Here is an 18,023-nt window from a genome sequence, read left to right as displayed (position 1 = left end):
CGCATCCCCCATGTCTCATGTCATTATCGTTGGTGCCGGCCTGTCCGGCGCGGTCATTGCCCGCGAATTGGCAGAGGCAGGGCATACGTCCCAAATCGTCGAGGCGCGCAGCCATATCGCAGGCAATTGCCACACGGAACGCGACCCCGAAACCGGGGTGATGGTGCATCTTTACGGGCCGCACATCTTCCACACAGGCGACACAGAGGTTTGGGATTATGTGAACGCCTACGCCGAATTCGTGCCTTACCGCCACCGCGTGCTGACCAAGATCAAACGCGGCGGCGCGGACGAGGTGTTTGCGATGCCCATCCACCTGTCGACCATCAACCAGTTCTTTGGCACCCACATGTCAGAGGCCGAGGCCGAAGCCTTTGTCACCGCCAAGGCCGACAGCACGATCACCGACCCGCAGAACTTCGAGGAACAGGCGCTCGCCTTCATCGGGGTCGAGCTGTACGAGGCGTTTTTCAAAGGCTACACCATCAAGCAATGGGGCTGTGATCCGCGCGACCTGCCTGCGTCGATCCTAAAGCGTTTGCCGCTGCGGTTCACCGATGACGACAGCTATTTCAACCATCCCCATCAGGGCCTGCCGCGCCACGGCTACACCCCAATGGTTGCCGCCATGCTGGATCACCCAAACATCACCGTGTCGCTGAACACCCCCTATGATGCGGCCACGCACAAAGGCGACCACGTGTTCTATTCCGGTCCTCTGGACGGGTATTTCGACCACAAGCTGGGGCGTCTTGGTTACCGCACATTGGATTTTGAAAAGTTCACCGACACAGGCAACTATCAAGACATTCCCGTGATGAACTACGGCGATGCGGATGTGCCGTTCACACGCATCACCGAACACAAACATTTCGCCCCGTGGGAGGATCACGAAGGCACCGTCTGCTACCGCGAGTTTTCGCGGCTGTGCGGCGTGGACGACATCCCCTACTACCCGATCCGCTTGGTCGACGAAAAAGCATTGCTGACAGAATATGTCACGATGGCCGAAGCCACCCCCGGTGTGACCTTCGTCGGACGCTTGGCCACCTATCGCTACATCGACATGGATGTGTGCATCCGCGAGGCGCTGGATCTGGCGCGTGGGTTCTTGGAAAGCGGGACAGCACCGACGTTCTCGGCGGCACCGCTTTAGGGCGCTGAGGGCCATCGCCAACCCGTGGGGCGGGCCTGTCCCTCTCGGCAGATTGTCGTTTCGACAATCGCCTGCCGGGCAATGGATTGCCCGGCGCCTGCGGCTTGAGTCCGGGCTGATGCCAGGAAAGTTGACACGTATATACAAAAAGAATATACAACTCGCAATGCTGGCGCAAGATCAGCCACTATTTCGGTCAGGAGAGTTGGGAGAAACTATGAATAAAAATCACACCCAATTTTTAGGAAGAAACTATGAGCTTCGAATGGAACGAAGAAAAGCGCCAAGAAACGCTCAAAACCCGCGGCATTGACCTCCTCTACGCCGCTTTAATTTTCGAGGGGCAAACCCTCACCAAAATAGACAACCGCAAAGACTATGGCGAGGTGCGCCACATCTCCCTGGGATTGGTCGACGATACCCCCTATATCGTTATCCACACCCAACGCGGCGAAAACACACGGATCATCTCGGCCTGGAAAGGTGGAAGACGCCACTATGACACATATAAAAACAGCTTCCCTTGAAGACATCCGCGCCATGCACAGCCGTGGCGAGGTCAAAGCGCCTGCCAAGGACACCACAGAAATCGACCTGCCCGACGGGTTTTGGGACGACGCGGAACCACAAGCCCCCAAGGTCAAAAAGCAGATCAACCTGCGCGTGGACCCGGACATCATTGATTTTTTCAAAGCACAGGGCAGTGGTCACCTGACACGGATGCATGCGGTGCTGCGCTCCTATGTGGACGCCAAGAAAGACCGCGACGTCTCTTAACCCCGCACCACCCTGCCTTTCACCCAGCCCAGAAACGCCTTCTCTGGCGATCCCAGACGTGGACTGCCAGAGGCCACCCAGAACCCGCGCCACTCGGCTTCCAGCGCATAGACATCGAACCCGGGCGCAAGACGTTTGGCGGCATCCAAAACATCCCCGTCAAAGCGCGGTGCTGTATCTTCGACCACGGTGGGCCGCGCGAACCGCATGATGTCGCCGGGCATCTCGGACATCTCGTAGCCGGGCAATTGGGCGTCTTTGATCATCCGGCGCAGGGCCGCGCGAAACACGCGCAAGGGCGAGGCAGAGCCGGATTTCTTGTGCAAGGTCGCCACGCTGACTTTCCATTCCGGCTGACGCCCGCAATGCTTGCGTGCCAATTCGTAAATCCGCCGTTCCAACGGTTTGCGCAGGCGAAAATAGTCTCTACTTAGGGTCAAAACCGCTTTGGATTGCACCGCCTGAAACAGCCATTCCGACAGGGTTACCGTCACAGACACCATGCGGCCCGCACGGGATTTGCGCACGATTTCCCAACTTTCAATCAGCCCGAACCCGCGTGTCGTCTCAAAGCCCCCCGCCGTCATGTTGGTGGTGATGCGGGTGCCGGCAAGCCGTTCAAACGCCTCGCGCAGGCGCACATAGCTGTCGCCTGACGTGTCGCGGTGGGTTGCCACCAACAGATCATGCGCCGTCAGATTCAGGGTGCGCGAAATGGCGCGGCCTGCGTTGACGGCGGCCATCAGCTGGCTGATGCAATAGATCAAAATATCCTTGTCGTGGATCGTGGCGCGGCCTTTGACCGACGGCGTCACATCAATCGTCGTGCCGTTGTGCGCGTAAGACAAAACACGGCGATCGGGCCGGGTCGAAAGCGAAAAAATCGGATGCTCCATCGACCCAAGATCATCCTTGGGCGCGGCATCAAAGATGTCACAAATGAAAAAATCTGCCGTCCCGTGACGGTCGGGGAACGCCCCCTGCCCTGTTGCCATGTCTGCTCTTCTCGTCCGATGTTTCGGAATCACCCGCTTTCGGGGTTTTAATGACACCCTAAAGTTATCCACAGGATCAGGCTAGGGGCAGAACGGGGGATCAGAGTCAGTACTGCGTGGGATCAGAGTCGCCTCAGCGTGGTTTCAGAGTCGCTTGATCCGTCAAAGATCTCAAAAAGCCCCGTGAATCAAAGATGTTGGCGTGACACCCCGATCCCTGTAACGATTAAATAACAAGATATAACTTATCAAAAAGAAAATACCCGTCGTAATCAGCCCAAAACCCTGCTTCATTTGCTTAGAAAATAAAGTGTTTTTGCGAAATGTGCGCGTTTTACTTCCATGTACGCGCTTTTCAGGTATCATGCCCGAAACAGCACACATCAAAGTGCCGGGGCCAGATGACAGACACACCACCCTATTTCAATATTGATCCCGATAAAGCCGTACAAGGTTTGGGTCAGTCCACCAGCACAGCTGGCTTCACCGCAATGGCAGAAGCCTGTGCACGGGGGCGTACTGATCTTGCGTCTCGCGGCTTGGAAGAAAACGGCCAGCGCACCCTGCGCCAGTTCTCCACATGGGAAATCACCCGCTATCTGATCCCTGTCGCGGTTGGCCATTTCCGCCGCGTGCTGAAAGCCAACCCTGATTTGCCTCAAGGGCGCTCTGAAACAGAAGGCGGCGCCAAGTGGTTCACGCTGGACGAGGTGTTGCGCCTGCGCGCCTTCTTTGGCACCCAGGGATCAAAGGCCAAAGACTACCTCCCCTACCGCCCCAAAGACCTGCCTGCAAAAATGGTCGCGGTGGCGAATTTCAAAGGCGGCGTTGGCAAAACCTCAACAGCTGCCCATCTGGCGATGAGCGCCGCGTTGGACGGCTACAAGGTCTTGGTGCTGGATCTGGACAGCCAAGGCTCCATGACGTCCGTGTTTGGTGGCAAGGTCGAGGACGAATGGGGCACCGTGTTTCCCCTGCTGGCCCGCCATTATGCCGGACACCTGCGGCACGAAAACCAGCGTCGGCTGGATCGAGGCGAACAGCCTTTGCCTTTGGACGACACGCTGACGGACGCCCTTGAGGTAAAGGCGCAGGACGTCATCCAATCCACCCACTGGCCCAACATCGATTTGATCGGCGCGCAGCTGAACCTATATTGGGCAGAATTCCAGATCCCCGTCTGGCGGATGCAGGGGCGCGGTTGGAAACTGTGGGATGCGCTGACTGAAACGCTTGAGGCGGACGGGGTGCTGGATGCCTATGACGTGATCTTCATCGACACGCCCCCTGCCCTTGGCTACCTGACCATCAACGGGTTGGCGGCGGCGGATATTTTGCTGGTGCCCATGGGCGCGTCTTTCCTTGAATTTGACAGCACGGGGCGGTTTTTCGATATGCTGGGGACGACATTCGGGTCGATTGAAGACAGCGAAAACCTGGCGGCACGGGCCTTGGGGCGCGAAGAACTGGCGTTTGAATGGGACGCGGTGCGCGCTGTGATCACGCGGTATGACGGCACTCAGCAGGCAGAGCTGGCCGGGCTTATGCAGGCCTATCTGGGCCCGACATTGTCGCCGCACCGACAAGATTTCACAGCCCTTATTGGGCAGGCCGGTGAACAGGTGCAAGGCATCTACGAGGCGGACTACCGCAACTTTAACCGCGAAACCTATGTGCGGGGCCGCGAGACGTTCGACGCGACCTATGCAGGGTTCAAACACCTGTTGCTGGGGGCCTGGCGGCGCGATGAGCTGGCGCAAAATATCGAGGCGGCAGAGTGAAGGGCGCTGTCACGGTGGGGCGCACGTTATGGTTAACGGATATCAACCCTGTTTTTCCAAAGTTCCCGGTGCACAAGGAGAGATAACATGGCCAAGCGCAAGCGACTGACCCCTGCAAATCCGGATTACCTTCCGACCCAAGACGGCGGGTTAGAGACGAAATCGATGTTCCCGAAATACAAAGACGGCTGGGAAGGTCTGCGATCACAATCGGCGCCCATTTCTGCGGTGGCGGGTGATGCGGCGGCGACGGCGGCCCTGGCGGAACTTTCCGATGAAATGGCGCAGGCCCGCGCAACGGGCCGTATGGTGCTGGAGATTGCGCTGGATCAAATCGACGCAGGTCATCTTGTCCGCGACCGCGCCCATATCGATGCAGATGACATGCAAAGCCTGATGGACAGCTTGCAGTCCCGTGGCCAACAAAGCCCCATCGAAGTGGTTCAACTAGACGGCGGACGCTATGGCCTGATTTCAGGGGCGCGGCGTCTGGAAGCGCTTAAACGGCTTGGGTCAGAGACTGTTTTGGCCTTTTTACGCGCCCCTGCAGATGGGGCTGACGCCTATGTGTCGATGGTTGAAGAAAACGAGATCCGCGCGAACCTCAGCATCTACGAACGCGCCCGCATTGTGGTGCAGGCTGCGGCCCAAGGCGTGTTCGGCAGCGAAAAACAGGCTCTAAAAGCGCTGTTTCGTGCATCCCCCGCCCCGCGCCGGTCCAAGATCGGCAGCTTTATTCCGGTTGTGAAAGCTTTGGACGGGGCGTTGCGGCATCCGCAGGGGCTAACAGAAAAGAACGGCCTTGTTCTGGCGCGGGCTTTGGATGCTGATGCGGGGCTTGCTGCGCGATTGGTTGTGGCCTTGCAGGCGGATACAAAAGATGCGCAGGCCGAATGGGATATGATTGCGCAGTGTTTGGCAAAATCAGAGCCTAAAAAGCCAGTATCAGAGTCTAAGTCGCAGTCGAAAGACATTGCTCCGGGCTTGACGATACGCACCCCAAAATCGGGTCAAATCGTGTTGCAGGGTCCTGCGGTGACGCCAGATTTGCACGAAAAGCTGCTGCAATGGCTTTGTGAAAATGTAACCTAAGGGTGACAAAATGTTTCGCGTGCGAAACTTTTGCCCCCTGAAAGGCCCCCAATGACCCACCGCCTTGTTGCTCTTGTTGTCACCCGTGACCGTTTGGATCAGCTGCAAAAGACGCTGGCGGCGTTGCTTGTCAGTGACGCGGATGTGCTGGGCGAGGTCATTGTCGTCGATAATCAATCCGGCGACGGTACGGCAGACTGGCTGGCGGCCCATAAGGACATTCGCGTAACGGTTCTGACCCAAGGCGCCAATCTTGGTGGGGCAGGCGGCTTTGAGGTGGGGCTGGCCTATGTGCGCGATCATACGGACGCAGATTGGGTCGTGATGATGGATGATGACGGGCGACCCGCGGCTGGCACGCTCGAGACGTTCCAAAACACCAACCGCGCCACCCGTGAGGCTTGGGTGACAGCCGTGCGCTATCCATCCGGTGGGATCTGCGAAATGAACCGCCCGTGGCGCAACCCGTTCTGGAGCTTTGGGGGGTTCCTGAAGGGCATCGCAGGGGGCAGGGGCGGATTTCACATCGACGACAGTGCCTATGCGGCGCCTGCGCCCATCGACATCGATGGCGGGTCATTTGTGGGGCTGTTCTGGTCGCGCAGGGCCATTGAAAAGGCGGGGCTGCCGCAAGGGCGCTTGTTTTTATACGGTGACGACGTGCTGTATAGCCTCGCGCTGCGCCGCGCCGGGGGCAGGGTGGCCTTCGATCCGGGTCTGCATTTTCAGCATGATTGCGAAACCTTTGGCGAAGATGACGGCACCATTCAGCCGCTGTGGAAAGTCTACTATATGCGGCGCAACCAGCTGATGGTGTACCGCAGCGCGGCGGGGCTGTTGTTTTACCCTGTGGCGGCCGCCTTTGCGTTGCGGTGGTGGATGCAGGCAAAACGCTACGCAGGGCAGGGGGCGGCGTATCGCGCCTTATTAAAACGGGCGATCAAAGACGGGTTTGCGCAGCGCACGGACATGACGTTTGATGACGTGCAAAAGCTGGCGCATCCCGACCGCTAAAACTGTCGCTAATATCCAAACTGATCGTTAAATTTTGGGTGCTAGGGTCTTATGCGCAATGGTGTGTGAGCGAACGATATGACTTTTTCTCCTATTCTTCTGGGCGGTGGTGTGACGGGGTATAATTTCCTGAACCGCACCCGTGACACGCAACAGGACCTGTACAACCAGTCGCCGCAGGTGGCGCGGGATATTGCACAGTTCAAAGAGAAGATTGAAGGCATCAAAACCACCGAGGAATTGATGGACAATCGCGCCATGCTGCGGGTCGCTTTGGGGGCGTTCGGGCTGGACGATGACATCGACAACCGGGCGTTCATCGAACGGGTGTTGGAGTCCGATCTGGACGACAGCACGTCGCTGGCCAACCGTCTGGCAGACAAACGCTATTTCGCGCTGGCAGAGGCGTTCAATTTTCAGGGCGACGATGGTCCGCAACTGGACATCGAAGACACCAGCCCCGATATTTCCGGCCAGCTGGCGCGGCTGAAAACGTCGGATGATTTGCTGACGGATGGGCCGCTGTTGCGCGCCGCATTGGACAGCTTCGGTTTGAAAAGCAACGCAGGCGATGTGTTCTTTCTAAAGCAGGTTCTGGAAAGTGATCTGGCCGACCCGGGGTCTTTTGCCAACCAACTGAGCGACACGCGCTATGCGGAGTTTTCCGAAGTGTTCGGGTTTGGCGAAAAGGTCAAAGCCAACGAAAGCATCACCGCCTTTGCGCAACTGTTCGAGGGGCAGTTTGACGGTTTGCAAACCGCCGAGGACCTTGTGGAAAACGAGGTGTTGTTTGAAGCGGCGCTGAAGATGTTCAATCTGGACAATGAAGTCTACCGGCCCGATTTCATGGTGGATGTGTTGACGTCTGACCTAAGCGATGCGGCGTCTGTGGCGAACGCACAAAACGACCCGCGCTATGTGGCGATGGCCGAAGCCTTTGAATTTTACCGCACGCCTGCTGTGGCGCCGGACACATTGCCGCCCAGCACAGCCGAAAAGTTCGTAGAGGCCGTTTTGGACCGCGACACCCCCTTGCAGGAACCTGGCGATTTGTTCACCGATTTCAGGTTGTTCATCGCCACCAGCAACTTCTTTGACCTGCCAACCAGTTCTGCCCAGACCCGCTATGCGCAGCGGCTTTTGGAGGCGGACAAAACCGACCCACAATCCTTGGTGGGGCTGTTGCAGGACGAACGCTACATCCCCTTTGTGAATGCGTTTGATTTTCAACCCGTCGCCGAAGAACGGACCTATCCGGCAGGGTTTGCCGACAAAATCACCGCCAATTATTCTGAACGCCAGTTTGAAATCGAAGTGGGCAATTCAGACAATTCACTGCGGGTGGCTTTGGCGCTGGAACGCGAACTGGATACGGTGATCGAGGCCAGCACCTCAGAGAATTCGCGCTGGTTTGCGGTGATGGCATCGCCTGCGCTGCGGTCTGTTTTTGAAAGTGCGTTTCGTTTGCCCGCAAGCTTCGGGAATATCGACATCGACGCGCAGTTGACGGAGTTCAAAGCCCGCTCGGTGCAGTTTTTCGACACCAGCGATGTGGCGGATTATGCGCAACCCGATGTGCTGGACCAACTGCGCCAAACCTATTTGCTGCAACAAAATAGCACCGTGGGCGCCAGCACCAGCAGCGCGGGGTTGGCATCGGCGTTATTGTCGGGCTTCCAGTTCTGAAACCGCGCTTTAGCGGTTCAGGATTTCCTGATTGAACCGCCGCAACAGCATCAGCCCCAAGGCGATCAGACTTAACCCGATCACCAGCACATAGATGTGCGAAATATATTGGGGCGCATACATCGGATAGAAGCCTTCGCGCATCAATCCGGTCACGTGCATCAGCGGATTATAGACAAGCAGGCTTTGGGCGAAGGGGGGCAGGTCCTCGTGGATCACAATCACGCCCGAGGCCAGCATCAAAGGGCGCGTCGCCACCGACCATATTGTGCGCCAGACCGGGAAAAACCCGATGATAGCGCAATTGACCAAACCGGCCCCGATCCCCAGCAAGGCGCATAAAATGTAGGCTTGAAAAATCGGCCCAAAGGACAGCACCACACGGCTGTCCACCAGCACCAGAATTGTGGCCAGCAGGATGTAGCTGACGGTCACGCTGGTCAGCATATTCAGGATGATCCGCCCTGCCACCGCATCCAGCCAGCTTACCGCCGGATAGGTCAGAAGTGCTTTGGAAAAGGTCAGCGCGTTGCCCACGACCTGTGACTGTTTGGGGAAGATATTATAGACCAGATACCCCGTGGCGTAGAACAGGATAAAGCTGTTGCCCAAAGATGGTGTGCGCAGCAAAAGTGAAAATCCGAATGATAAAAGGACAATCATTCCAATAGGTTCCAGTAACGCCCAGATATAGCCCCCCGGCGATTTTCCATAAACCGATGCCATTTCGCGCAAGATCAGTGCGATGATCGTGCGCAACCGTCCCGCAGACCGGCGCGGCGGTTTGAGGGGGGCAAGGGGTGGTGTGAAGCTGCTGTCGGACAAGGGGCACCATGAAGCTGGCATTTTCTGCCCCGACTATGTAGAAATGAGAACAGGAAATCAAATCGCTTATGGGTGGTGTAAGTCGTTGGAAGATAAAGTAAACTCTGACACGCCCATAATAGGCGCCGCGCAAAATGATGCCGACGGGACAGCCCCGCGCAAAGGCATGCGCAAGTTTCAGGCCCCTCAGGCGGCCTCCCGCGATGTGGCCCAAGCCCCACGGGCGCAGGTCGCAGAACCATCTGTGCAACCCGTCATTGAAGAGGCCCCTGATACAGCCAATACAGCCAAATCAAACGAGCCCCCTCAAAATCGGCCTCAAAATCGGCCCCAAAACCGGCCTCAGAACGGGCCCGGCCAAAAGGGCAAAGGCCCCAAAGCGGGCCCTGGTGCAAAAGGGCCCGGTGCAAAAGGCAAAGGCAAGGGCAAGCAGAACCCGCCCCCCAAAGTGGTCGAAATCGCCCCCATGGCCACCAACGCCGGTATGCGGCGCAGGCATTGGGGGCTGGTGCTGTCCGCCCTTGCGCTGATCGTGGCCCCTTTGCTGGTGTCGGCGTGGTATTTGTGGACCGTCAGCACCGACCAATATGCTTCGACTGTGGGGTTCACTGTGCGTCAGGAGGGCGGCAGTTCCAGCGCGGATTTATTGGGCAATGGTTTGGGCGATCTGTTTGGCGGGTCCAGCACTTCGGACGCCGATATCTTGTATGAATTCATTCAAAGTCAGGAAATGGTGTCACGCATTGACGACCGCTTTGATCTGCGTGGCCATTACGCGCAACCCTGGCCGGATGATGTTATTTTTGCCATTTGGCCCGACGCCACCATCGAAGAACTTGTCTGGTATTGGAGCCGCATCATCCGTGTGTCTTACGATCAGGGCAGCGGCTTGATCGAACTGCGCGTTCTGGCCTTTGATGCAAAGACGGCTCAAGCCATTGGCACAGGCATCGTGGAAGAAAGCCAGAACATGATCAACGCGCTGAACGATCAGGCGCGTGAGGATCTGTTGCGCTATGCGCAGCGCGATCTGGAAGTGTCGCTGAGGCGGCTGAAGGATGCCCGCGAGGCGCTGATCCTGTTCCGCACCCGCACCCAGATCGTGGATCCCGCCACCGACCTGCAGGGCCGTCTTGGTGTGGTCAACAATTTGCAGGCCCAGCTGGCGCAGGCCTTGATCGATCTGGATGTGCTTCTGGACCAGTCCTCTGAAAGTGATCCCCGTGTCAAACAGGCCCGCCGCACCATTGAAGTCATCAAGAACCGGATTGTCATTGAACGCGAAAACGTGGCGTCGGGCGACATCACGGTGGGGGGCGAGGATTATCCGACCTTGCTGGCCGAATTCGAAGGGCTGGTGGTGGACCGCGAATTTGCCGAAGAAGGCTACCGTGCCGCGCTGACGGCATTGGACGTGGCGCGCAACAATGCAGGCCGCCAAAGCCGTTATCTGGAGGCCTACGTGCGCCCCACCTTGCCGCAGTCCTCGGAATTTCCCCGCCGTTGGGTGTTGCTGGGCATGATCGGTCTGTTTGTGGGGTTGATCTGGTCCATTCTGGCGCTGATTTACTATTCCATCCGCGACAGCCGCTGACCCCCATGATCCGCTTTGAAAACCTGCACAAAAGCTTTTGGATCCGGGGCCGGCGCAAGACGGTCATCAATGGTCTGAACCTGACCCTGCCTACGGGCAAATCGCTGGCGCTTTTGGGGCTGAATGGCGCCGGTAAATCGACCCTATTGCAGATCATTGCGGGTATTTTGCCCGCCGACGAGGGCCGTGTGATCACAGACGGCACCATTTCGTGGCCTGTGGGCTTCGGCAGTTCGTTTCACCCGCAAATGTCGGGGGCGCAGAACGTGCGTTTTGTGGCGCGGGTTTACGGCGTGGACACCGAAGCCTTGGTGGCTTTTGTGTTGGATTTCTCGGAATTGGGCGATCAGTTCTTTATGCCGGTGCGCACCTACAGTCAGGGGATGCGTGCGCGGTTGGGCTTTGGTCTGTCCATGGGCATCCGGTTCGACACCTATCTTGTGGATGAAGTCACAGCTGTGGGGGATGCGTCCTTTAACCAAAAGAGCCGCGCGGTCTTTCACGACCGCATGAAGACCTCCAGTGCCATTATGGTCAGCCACCAGATGGGGGCCGTGCGCAATTTCTGCGACAGCGGTTTGGTGCTGAACAAAGGGGAATTGACCTATTTCGAGGATCTCGAAGAGGCCATTTCACGCCATCAATTTCTGGTGCAAAGCGGCCACTGATCCCCTGCTGCGGGCGGTGCCTTGTCTGCCCGTGTTTCATCCACTTATGCTTAACATCTTGCAGAAAATCCGCGGATTTCTTCGCATCTGCGCCCCAATTTCGTACCCTTTAAGGCCCGTTGCAGCGCCCAGTTTAGCCCCGAGTGGGTTTGAATTTGGGGTGGCATTGGTATGCCGAGCATGGAGTTTTTGCGTGTCTTGCAAACAGGCACGGATGCATTGGACTTTGGCGTGCGCGATTTGGAAGCGCATGTCACGGATGCTGGTACGATCCTATATGCCTCCACCGGATTTGGCGGCGGTGTCACCAGCTATTTTCTATCCAACAGCGGGGCTGTGTCTTTGATTGACACGGCCTTGTTCGACTTGGGCGGCTTTGCAGGGCAGGGCGCGGAAATCGAAGTGGTGGATGGGGGTGGTACGCTGTTGGTGGGCGGCATCTCGGCGGGAAAAATCATCAGCTATGATCTGTCGGGGGTGGGCCAGCTGGGTGGCCGCGCTGTCATGGATGTCACCGGCAACGGCAGTTACACCGCTTTGGCAGAAACCGACGCAGGCCATATCGTGACTGCAGATACCAGCGGCACGGGTGCCCAGCTTTACACCCAATCGGGCAACGGGCTGACCCTGCGCCACACCGAAGCCGATACCAAATCCAGTCACACCACACAGGTGTCGGATATCAAAATGGTGACGCTTGCGGGGGGCACCGAAATCATGCTGGCCGCCAGCATGGGGGATCGCGGCATCAGCAGCTACCGTATGAACGGATTTGATCCGGTGCTGGCCGACAGCATCGGCCCGGCAGACGGCGTTGGCATCATGATCCCCACCGACATGACGGTCATGACCATAGGGGCCACGTCTTTTGTGCTGGTGGCGTCCATGCCCACCAATGGTGGCAGCGGGGCGCTGACCGTGATGCAGATTGCCTCCAACGGCCAGCTGACTGTGACCGATCATATGCTGGATAGTCTGGATATGCGGTTTGGCGGGGTGCAGGCCGTGGACAGCATCGAAATAGAGGGGCGCTGGTTTGTTGCGGCGGGCGGTGGCGACGATGGCATCACCCTGTTTTCTGTCCTGCCCAATGGCACCTTACAGCATCTTGATACCATCGCCGACAGCGTCGAGGCGGGGCTGAACGGTGTCACCGCCATCACATTGGCCTATGCGGGGGGCGACTTGCAGGTTTTCGCAGCCTCCGGCGCTGCGGCCGGGTTGACGCAGCTCAGTTACGACTTGGCGGGTCAGGGCCAGACGCGGCTGGCGGCAAGCGGGGGGCAAACCCTGTCCGGCACAGGGTCCCAGGACATTTTGGCAGGTCAGAATGGCAACGACAGCCTGTACGGTGGCGGGGGGCAGGACACGTTGATGGACGGGGGTGGCAGCGATACCTTGCGCGGCGGCAGCGGGGCGGATGTGTTTATCATTGCCCAGGACGGGGTGCGGGACACGATCGAAGACTTCAAGGTCAATGAAGATTTTATCGACCTGTCCTTCTGGTCGTTTCTGTATTCGGTGGACCAATTGGACATTGTTCAGATCGATGGTGGGGTGCGCATCACCCACAATGACGAAGTGCTGGATGTTCTGAAGGGGACCAACGGCGGGCTGAACCCCAATCAAGTGCGTGAAAAGATCATGCTGGGCCCGACACGGGCTTTGCCGGTGGAATATGACGACAGTGCTGATGATACGGAATCCACGGCCCCCAGCAGCGCGGCGGACATGCTGACCGGCACCAGCGGCGTTGACAGCTTGTCGGCGCTGGAAGGCAACGACACGATCTATGGCTTTAGCGGCGATGACATGTTGGTCAGCGGGTACGGCGACGATGTGATTTGGGGGGGCAGCGGTCACGATACCCTGCGGGGGGGGCGCGACAACGATGTGCTGAACGGCGAGACGGGGGATGATTTCATCTATGGCGGCGATGGCAATGATTCCATCGCAGGCGGCGAGGGCGCCAACCGCATGTTCGGCCAGCGCGGCGATGACACGGTGCGCGGCGCCAATGAAAACGACACGGTGAACGGGGGCGGGGGATCGGATGCGCTCTATGGCAATCAAGGCAATGACTGGTTCCGTGGCGGTGTCGGCGATGACACGATGTATGGCGGATCCGGCAATGACACATTGTTTGGCAATCAGGGCGATGAGCGGATTTTCGCAGGTGACGGCGCGGACCGCATCTTTGGCGGGTCGGGCAACGACACCATCGTGCCGGGCGGGGGCTGGGATTACGTCAAAGGGGGCACAGGCGCCGATACCTTTGTGTTTGCAAGCGGCATGGACCGCGATTTGATGATCGGGTTTGACCGCGACGAGGATATTCTAAGGCTCAATTCCAACCTTCTGGACGGGCAAACCACAGGCTGGCAGGTGGTGCAGGCCTTTGGCAGTATCGAGGGCAACAACGCGGTGCTGGATTTTGGCGGTGGCGACAAGATCGTGTTTTTCTGGGGCCGTTCGTTGGACGGGTTTGCCGATAACATCGAGATATTCTAGCTTTGGTTGAATACCTCTGTGGCCGGAGCGGCACAATCGGCGGTTGACCCTTTGCCGCACTGGTGCAGATCACATGAATTTGTTAAAAGTTGCACAACTTGCTTTGGGGGCGAGTCTTTTGGTTTTGGAAGGGGTTCACCATGTGTGTGACGTGCTCGATTGTTAACTACGACGTTCAGGAAATCCTGCATTCCGGTCTGGAAAGCCTGGGGTTGGACATCACAGAAGGCGATGATGCGCCAAGTGGTGTGACAACACCCTACTCCATTGGTGATGGCGACAGCTTTTATGGCACGCTGGACGAGGTGCCTTCAGGGTTTTATCCTGACGACTGGATCAGCTTCGAGATCACCGCAGGCGAACAAGTGACCTTCACGATGACCGGCGACTATTCCAACGGCAACGCCGAACTGGACCCCTATCTGGTGATCTATGGCCCGACCGGTACGTTCTTGCAGTCCGATGGCAATGCCGGTGCGCTGTCCACGGTATCCGTGACGTTTTCCCCAACCACCTCCGGCACATATTTTGTGAAAGCGGAAACCTGGGACAGCGTTGGCGGCGACTATGTGCTGTCTGCCACCTTCGGCGAAGCGCCGCCCCAACCCGAGCAAAATTCCAACGCCATCGATTCCCTGATCTGGGGCGGCGGCAATCTGGCTGGCAACACCACCATCACCTTTTCCTTTGAAGCGGCAGGGCAATTCCTGTCCGATGGGGGCGACACCTATCAATCCGACGCTTTCACAGCTTACGAACAGCAGCAATTCCGCGCCGTGTTCGACATGCTGGAAACCTTAATCGACGTGGATTTTGTCGAAGTCAGCGGCACAGCGACTGCCGATTTCGAGTTGTTTCTGGATGGCAACAACGAGATGGGCAACGGCTATCTTGGGTTCTTCTATCCGCAGGGCTTCGGGGCCAACTCGGGCCACGGGATGTTCAACGCCTCACAGTGGGACCGCTTTGCGGGCGGCGATCTGGAACAGGGCGGCCTGGGCTGGGTCACCATGGTGCATGAAATTCTGCACGGTCTGGGCATGTCCCACCCCCATGACACCGGCGGCGGATCCGATGTGATGACGGGCGTCACCAGCGACTTCAATGACTATGGCACCTATTTGCTGAACCAGGGTCTGTTCACCATCATGTCCTACAACCCCGGCTACAACGCGGGTGCTGTTGGCACAGAAGGCACATCTGCCGAAACATGGGGGCTGGAAGGTGGCCCCATGGGGCTGGACATTGCGGTTCTGCAGGAAATCTACGGCGCCAATGACACGTTCCAAAATGGCAACAACAATTACTTCCTGGACGACGCCAACGGCAGCGGCACCCATTGGCTGAGCATCTGGGACACAGGCGGCACCGACAGCATGCGCTACACAGGGGTGCGTGATGCCGTGCTTGATTTGCGGGCTGCGACATTGCTGGATGAGGTCGGCGGCGGCGGGTTCGTATCTGCGGCCAACGGCATCGCAGGCGGGTATACCATTGCGGACGGCGTGGTGATTGAACGCGCCTTTGGCGGGTCGGGCAACGACACGATTATCGGCAACGATGCGGCCAACCGCTTGGCTGGCAATCAGGGCAACGACACGATTGATGGTGGCGATGGCCGTGACACGATCTTTGGCGGGGCAGGGTTTGACACGTTGTCCGGCGGCAAAGGCAATGACACGCTGGCGGGGGGCAATGAAAATGACGTGCTCTTTGGTGGCGGTGGCAAGGATCGCCTTGTGGGCGAGAACGGCAATGACACGCTGAACGGTGGCACTGAGGGCGACCGCCTTGCGGGCCAAGCGGGCGATGACAGCCTGAATGGCGATGGCGGCAACGACCAGTTCTATGGTGGCGGCGGCGAAGACACGCTGAACGGTGGCACAGGCAATGACGTGATGCGCGGTGAATCGCAAAACGACATGATCTTTGGCAACCAGGGCAACGATACGCTGATTGGCGGATCGGGCAACGACACCATGCGCGGCGGGTTCAACAACGACCGTCTGGATGGTGGATCGGGCCGCGACGTCATGTACGGCGAGCGCGACAACGACACGATGAACGGCGGCGATGGCAACGACAACATGCGGGGCGGATCGGGCAACGACGTGATGAACGGCCAGAACCAGAACGACGTGATGCGCGGTGAAGCAGGCGCCGACACCATGAGCGGTGGCAACGGCAACGACACGCTGTACGGCGCCGATGGCAACGACATTCTGCGCGGCGGGTTCGGCGATGACTATCTGAACGGTGGCAACAACAATGACCGCTTGGAAGCGGGCAAAGGCAATGACACCATGAAGGGCGGCAACGGCGATGATGTGTTCATCTTCAACGTCAACTCCGAGATCAACACCATCGAGGACTTCACCTTCGGCGATACGATCCAATTGAACGCCAACATGCTGACAGGCCAGACCACAGGCACCGCGGTCTTCACAGCCTTCGGCAGCTTCGAGAACGGCGGCATCCTGTTGGACTTCGACAACGGCGTCGAAATCTTCCTTGAAGGGGTCACATCCCTGACCAACCCGGACGACGCGATTTTGGTCACCGGATAGCACCGGCTAAAGGGTCCGCTTGCCGGATCAGAACCATGATTTGAAAGCTCCGGCCCTTTAGGGGCCGGGGCTTTTTTTGTGGTAGGAAAGCCGCCAGACAGACGGTGAAATACCTGTCTTATAATCATGGTTATGGTAAATCTATTGGCTATCTGCCGCCCGCACCACATCCCCCGCGCGTTGACAATGCAAGGGCAAGGGGATACCGCCGCACAAGACCATTAACAGATGTTGAGTGATCCTTCCCGTGACCTTTGCCCTCTATACTGCGTATCACAAACCCGCCCCTTTGTTGCGCAGCGCATCCGTATGTCCCATCCATGTCGGACGCGCAGGTGCAGCCGCCCCTTTGCAGGATATGATTGGCGATGACACAGGCGAAAACATATCAGGCCGCAATGCGTTTTATTGTGAACTGACGGCGCTGTATTGGGCGTGGAAAAACGACACCGCCGCCAGCCATATCGGGTTGATGCACTATCGCCGTGTGTTGGATTTCGAAGGCCAGTTTGAAGGTCACGAAGCCGAGCTGTATGTGCCCCGTTTCGACGTGCCCGACTGGCTGGAGAGTACCGAAAACTGGCTGGCCGCCCATGGCACCGACTATGATCTGATCATCCCGCGTGTGCACCGCATGGGCCGGTCCGTGAAAGAAAACTATCGCCAGGGCCACGCCCCCGAAGACCTCGACCTGACCCGCGACATCATCGCTGCTGACCACCCCGAATATCTGGCCAGCTTTGACGCGGTCTGCGCCGATAAAGACATCCGTCTGGGCAATATGTTTGTCATGCGCCGTGACCTGATGGAACGCTATGCCGCGTGGATCTTCGACATTCTGGCCAAGCTGGAAACCCTTGATCTGGACCGTTCGCATTACAGCGTTCAGCAAAGCCGGTATCTGGGGTTTGTGGCTGAACGCCTGATGACGGTTTATGTGCATCACCTGCAAACCACCCAGCCCGATCTGCGCGTGCATGAGGTGCCGATCGTCAATCTGTCGCAGGCTTTGGTCACGCCCTATGTCGCCGATGACAGCCTGAACGGGCCTGCGCATGTGAACGTGGCTTTTGCCGCCGACCGCGCCTATCTGCCCCACACGGCGGCTATGCTGCAATCGATGCTCAGCCGCGCGGACCAGACCCGCCAGATCAACCTGTTTTTCCTGTCCACAAACGTCAAACCCATCGGGTTGGCGCATTTGCAGGAAGTTGTGGACATCCACCCCAACGCCCATCTGCATGTCCTGCCTGTGGGCCGCGCCTTTGAAGGCAGCTACCGGTCGTCAAGCCGCGCCCCGTCCAACGCAACCTACAACCGTTTCTTGTTGTTTGATCTGCTGCCCAGCCTTGACCGG

General features: G+C 58.0%; 14 protein-coding genes. 12 read left to right on the top strand and 2 right to left on the bottom strand.

The features are described from left to right. Window positions 1–10: 10 nt before the first annotated feature. The 3 genes from glf to ASD8599_RS19980 all read left to right on the top strand — a co-directional run bounded on the left by glf (window position 11) and on the right by ASD8599_RS19980 (window position 1,933). Window positions 11–1,156: a UDP-galactopyranose mutase gene (gene glf, locus ASD8599_RS19990; RefSeq protein WP_108830551.1), complete on the top strand. Its 1,146-nt coding sequence runs from the start codon at window positions 11–13 to the stop codon at window positions 1,154–1,156. A 254-nt stretch (window positions 1,157–1,410) separates the two neighbouring features. Next, the gene (locus tag ASD8599_RS19985; protein WP_108830550.1) at window positions 1,411–1,683 is read left to right on the top strand and encodes a BrnT family toxin; all 273 of its coding nucleotides are present in this window, start codon (window positions 1,411–1,413) and stop codon (window positions 1,681–1,683) included. Then, the gene (locus ASD8599_RS19980) at window positions 1,655–1,933 is read left to right on the top strand and encodes a BrnA antitoxin family protein (RefSeq protein WP_245926173.1); all 279 of its coding nucleotides are present in this window, start codon (window positions 1,655–1,657) and stop codon (window positions 1,931–1,933) included. The genes ASD8599_RS19985 and ASD8599_RS19980 overlap by 29 nt, the downstream gene beginning before the upstream one ends. Here the strand turns inward: ASD8599_RS19980 and ASD8599_RS19975 are convergent. Then, window positions 1,930–2,928: a replication initiator protein A gene (locus ASD8599_RS19975; protein ID WP_108830549.1), complete on the bottom strand. Its 999-nt coding sequence runs from the start codon at window positions 2,926–2,928 to the stop codon at window positions 1,930–1,932. The genes ASD8599_RS19980 and ASD8599_RS19975 overlap by 4 nt on opposite strands. A 401-nt stretch (window positions 2,929–3,329) precedes the next feature. Between ASD8599_RS19975 and ASD8599_RS19970 the strand changes: the two genes are divergently transcribed. From ASD8599_RS19970 to ASD8599_RS19955, 4 genes are all read left to right on the top strand, one after another. Beyond that, window positions 3,330–4,709 carry an AAA family ATPase gene (locus ASD8599_RS19970; RefSeq protein ID WP_108830548.1) on the top strand — a complete coding sequence of 460 codons (1,380 nt, stop codon included), beginning with the start codon at window positions 3,330–3,332 and terminating at the stop codon, window positions 4,707–4,709. A gap of 87 nt (window positions 4,710–4,796) precedes the next feature. Continuing rightward, a complete protein-coding gene (locus ASD8599_RS19965) occupies window positions 4,797–5,801 on the top strand; it encodes a ParB/RepB/Spo0J family partition protein (RefSeq protein WP_108830547.1) in 1,005 nt (334 codons plus the stop codon). A 51-nt stretch (window positions 5,802–5,852) separates the two neighbouring features. Continuing rightward, window positions 5,853–6,815 (top strand): glycosyltransferase, encoded by a 963-nt coding sequence (locus ASD8599_RS19960; RefSeq protein WP_108830546.1) that lies wholly within the window; start codon window positions 5,853–5,855, stop codon window positions 6,813–6,815. A gap of 78 nt (window positions 6,816–6,893) precedes the next feature. Continuing rightward, the gene (locus tag ASD8599_RS19955) at window positions 6,894–8,501 is read left to right on the top strand and encodes a DUF1217 domain-containing protein (RefSeq protein ID WP_108830545.1); all 1,608 of its coding nucleotides are present in this window, start codon (window positions 6,894–6,896) and stop codon (window positions 8,499–8,501) included. A 9-nt stretch (window positions 8,502–8,510) separates the two neighbouring features. Here ASD8599_RS19955 and ASD8599_RS19950 read toward each other — a convergent pair whose 3' ends face one another. Further along, a complete protein-coding gene (locus tag ASD8599_RS19950; RefSeq protein WP_108830544.1) occupies window positions 8,511–9,347 on the bottom strand; it encodes an ABC transporter permease in 837 nt (278 codons plus the stop codon). 64 nt (window positions 9,348–9,411) lie between these two features. On the opposite strand from ASD8599_RS19950, the gene ASD8599_RS19945 reads away from it, so the two are divergent. The 5 genes from ASD8599_RS19945 to ASD8599_RS19925 all read left to right on the top strand — a co-directional run. Next, window positions 9,412–10,920 carry a KpsE/RkpR family capsule polysaccharide export protein gene (locus ASD8599_RS19945; RefSeq protein ID WP_108830543.1) on the top strand — a complete coding sequence of 503 codons (1,509 nt, stop codon included), beginning with the start codon at window positions 9,412–9,414 and terminating at the stop codon, window positions 10,918–10,920. 5 nt (window positions 10,921–10,925) lie between these two features. After that, a complete protein-coding gene (locus ASD8599_RS19940) occupies window positions 10,926–11,588 on the top strand; it encodes an ABC transporter ATP-binding protein (protein WP_108830542.1) in 663 nt (220 codons plus the stop codon). 180 nt (window positions 11,589–11,768) lie between these two features. Then, window positions 11,769–14,099, top strand: a complete 2,331-nt coding sequence (locus ASD8599_RS19935; RefSeq protein ID WP_181364577.1) for a calcium-binding protein — start codon at window positions 11,769–11,771, stop codon at window positions 14,097–14,099. A 140-nt stretch (window positions 14,100–14,239) separates the two neighbouring features. After that, window positions 14,240–16,666, top strand: a complete 2,427-nt coding sequence (locus ASD8599_RS19930) for a M10 family metallopeptidase C-terminal domain-containing protein (protein ID WP_108830540.1) — start codon at window positions 14,240–14,242, stop codon at window positions 16,664–16,666. A gap of 247 nt (window positions 16,667–16,913) precedes the next feature. Further along, a partial coding sequence (locus ASD8599_RS19925) for a DUF4422 domain-containing protein (RefSeq protein WP_181364576.1) occupies window positions 16,914–18,023 on the top strand: 1,110 nt, incomplete at its 3' end.

It is taken from the genome of Ascidiaceihabitans donghaensis (assembly GCF_900302465.1).
In the GTDB taxonomy this organism is placed as follows: domain Bacteria; phylum Pseudomonadota; class Alphaproteobacteria; order Rhodobacterales; family Rhodobacteraceae; genus Ascidiaceihabitans; species Ascidiaceihabitans donghaensis.
Note: the sequence above shows the minus strand (reverse complement) of the source record. Positions and strands in the feature narration are given on the sequence as shown.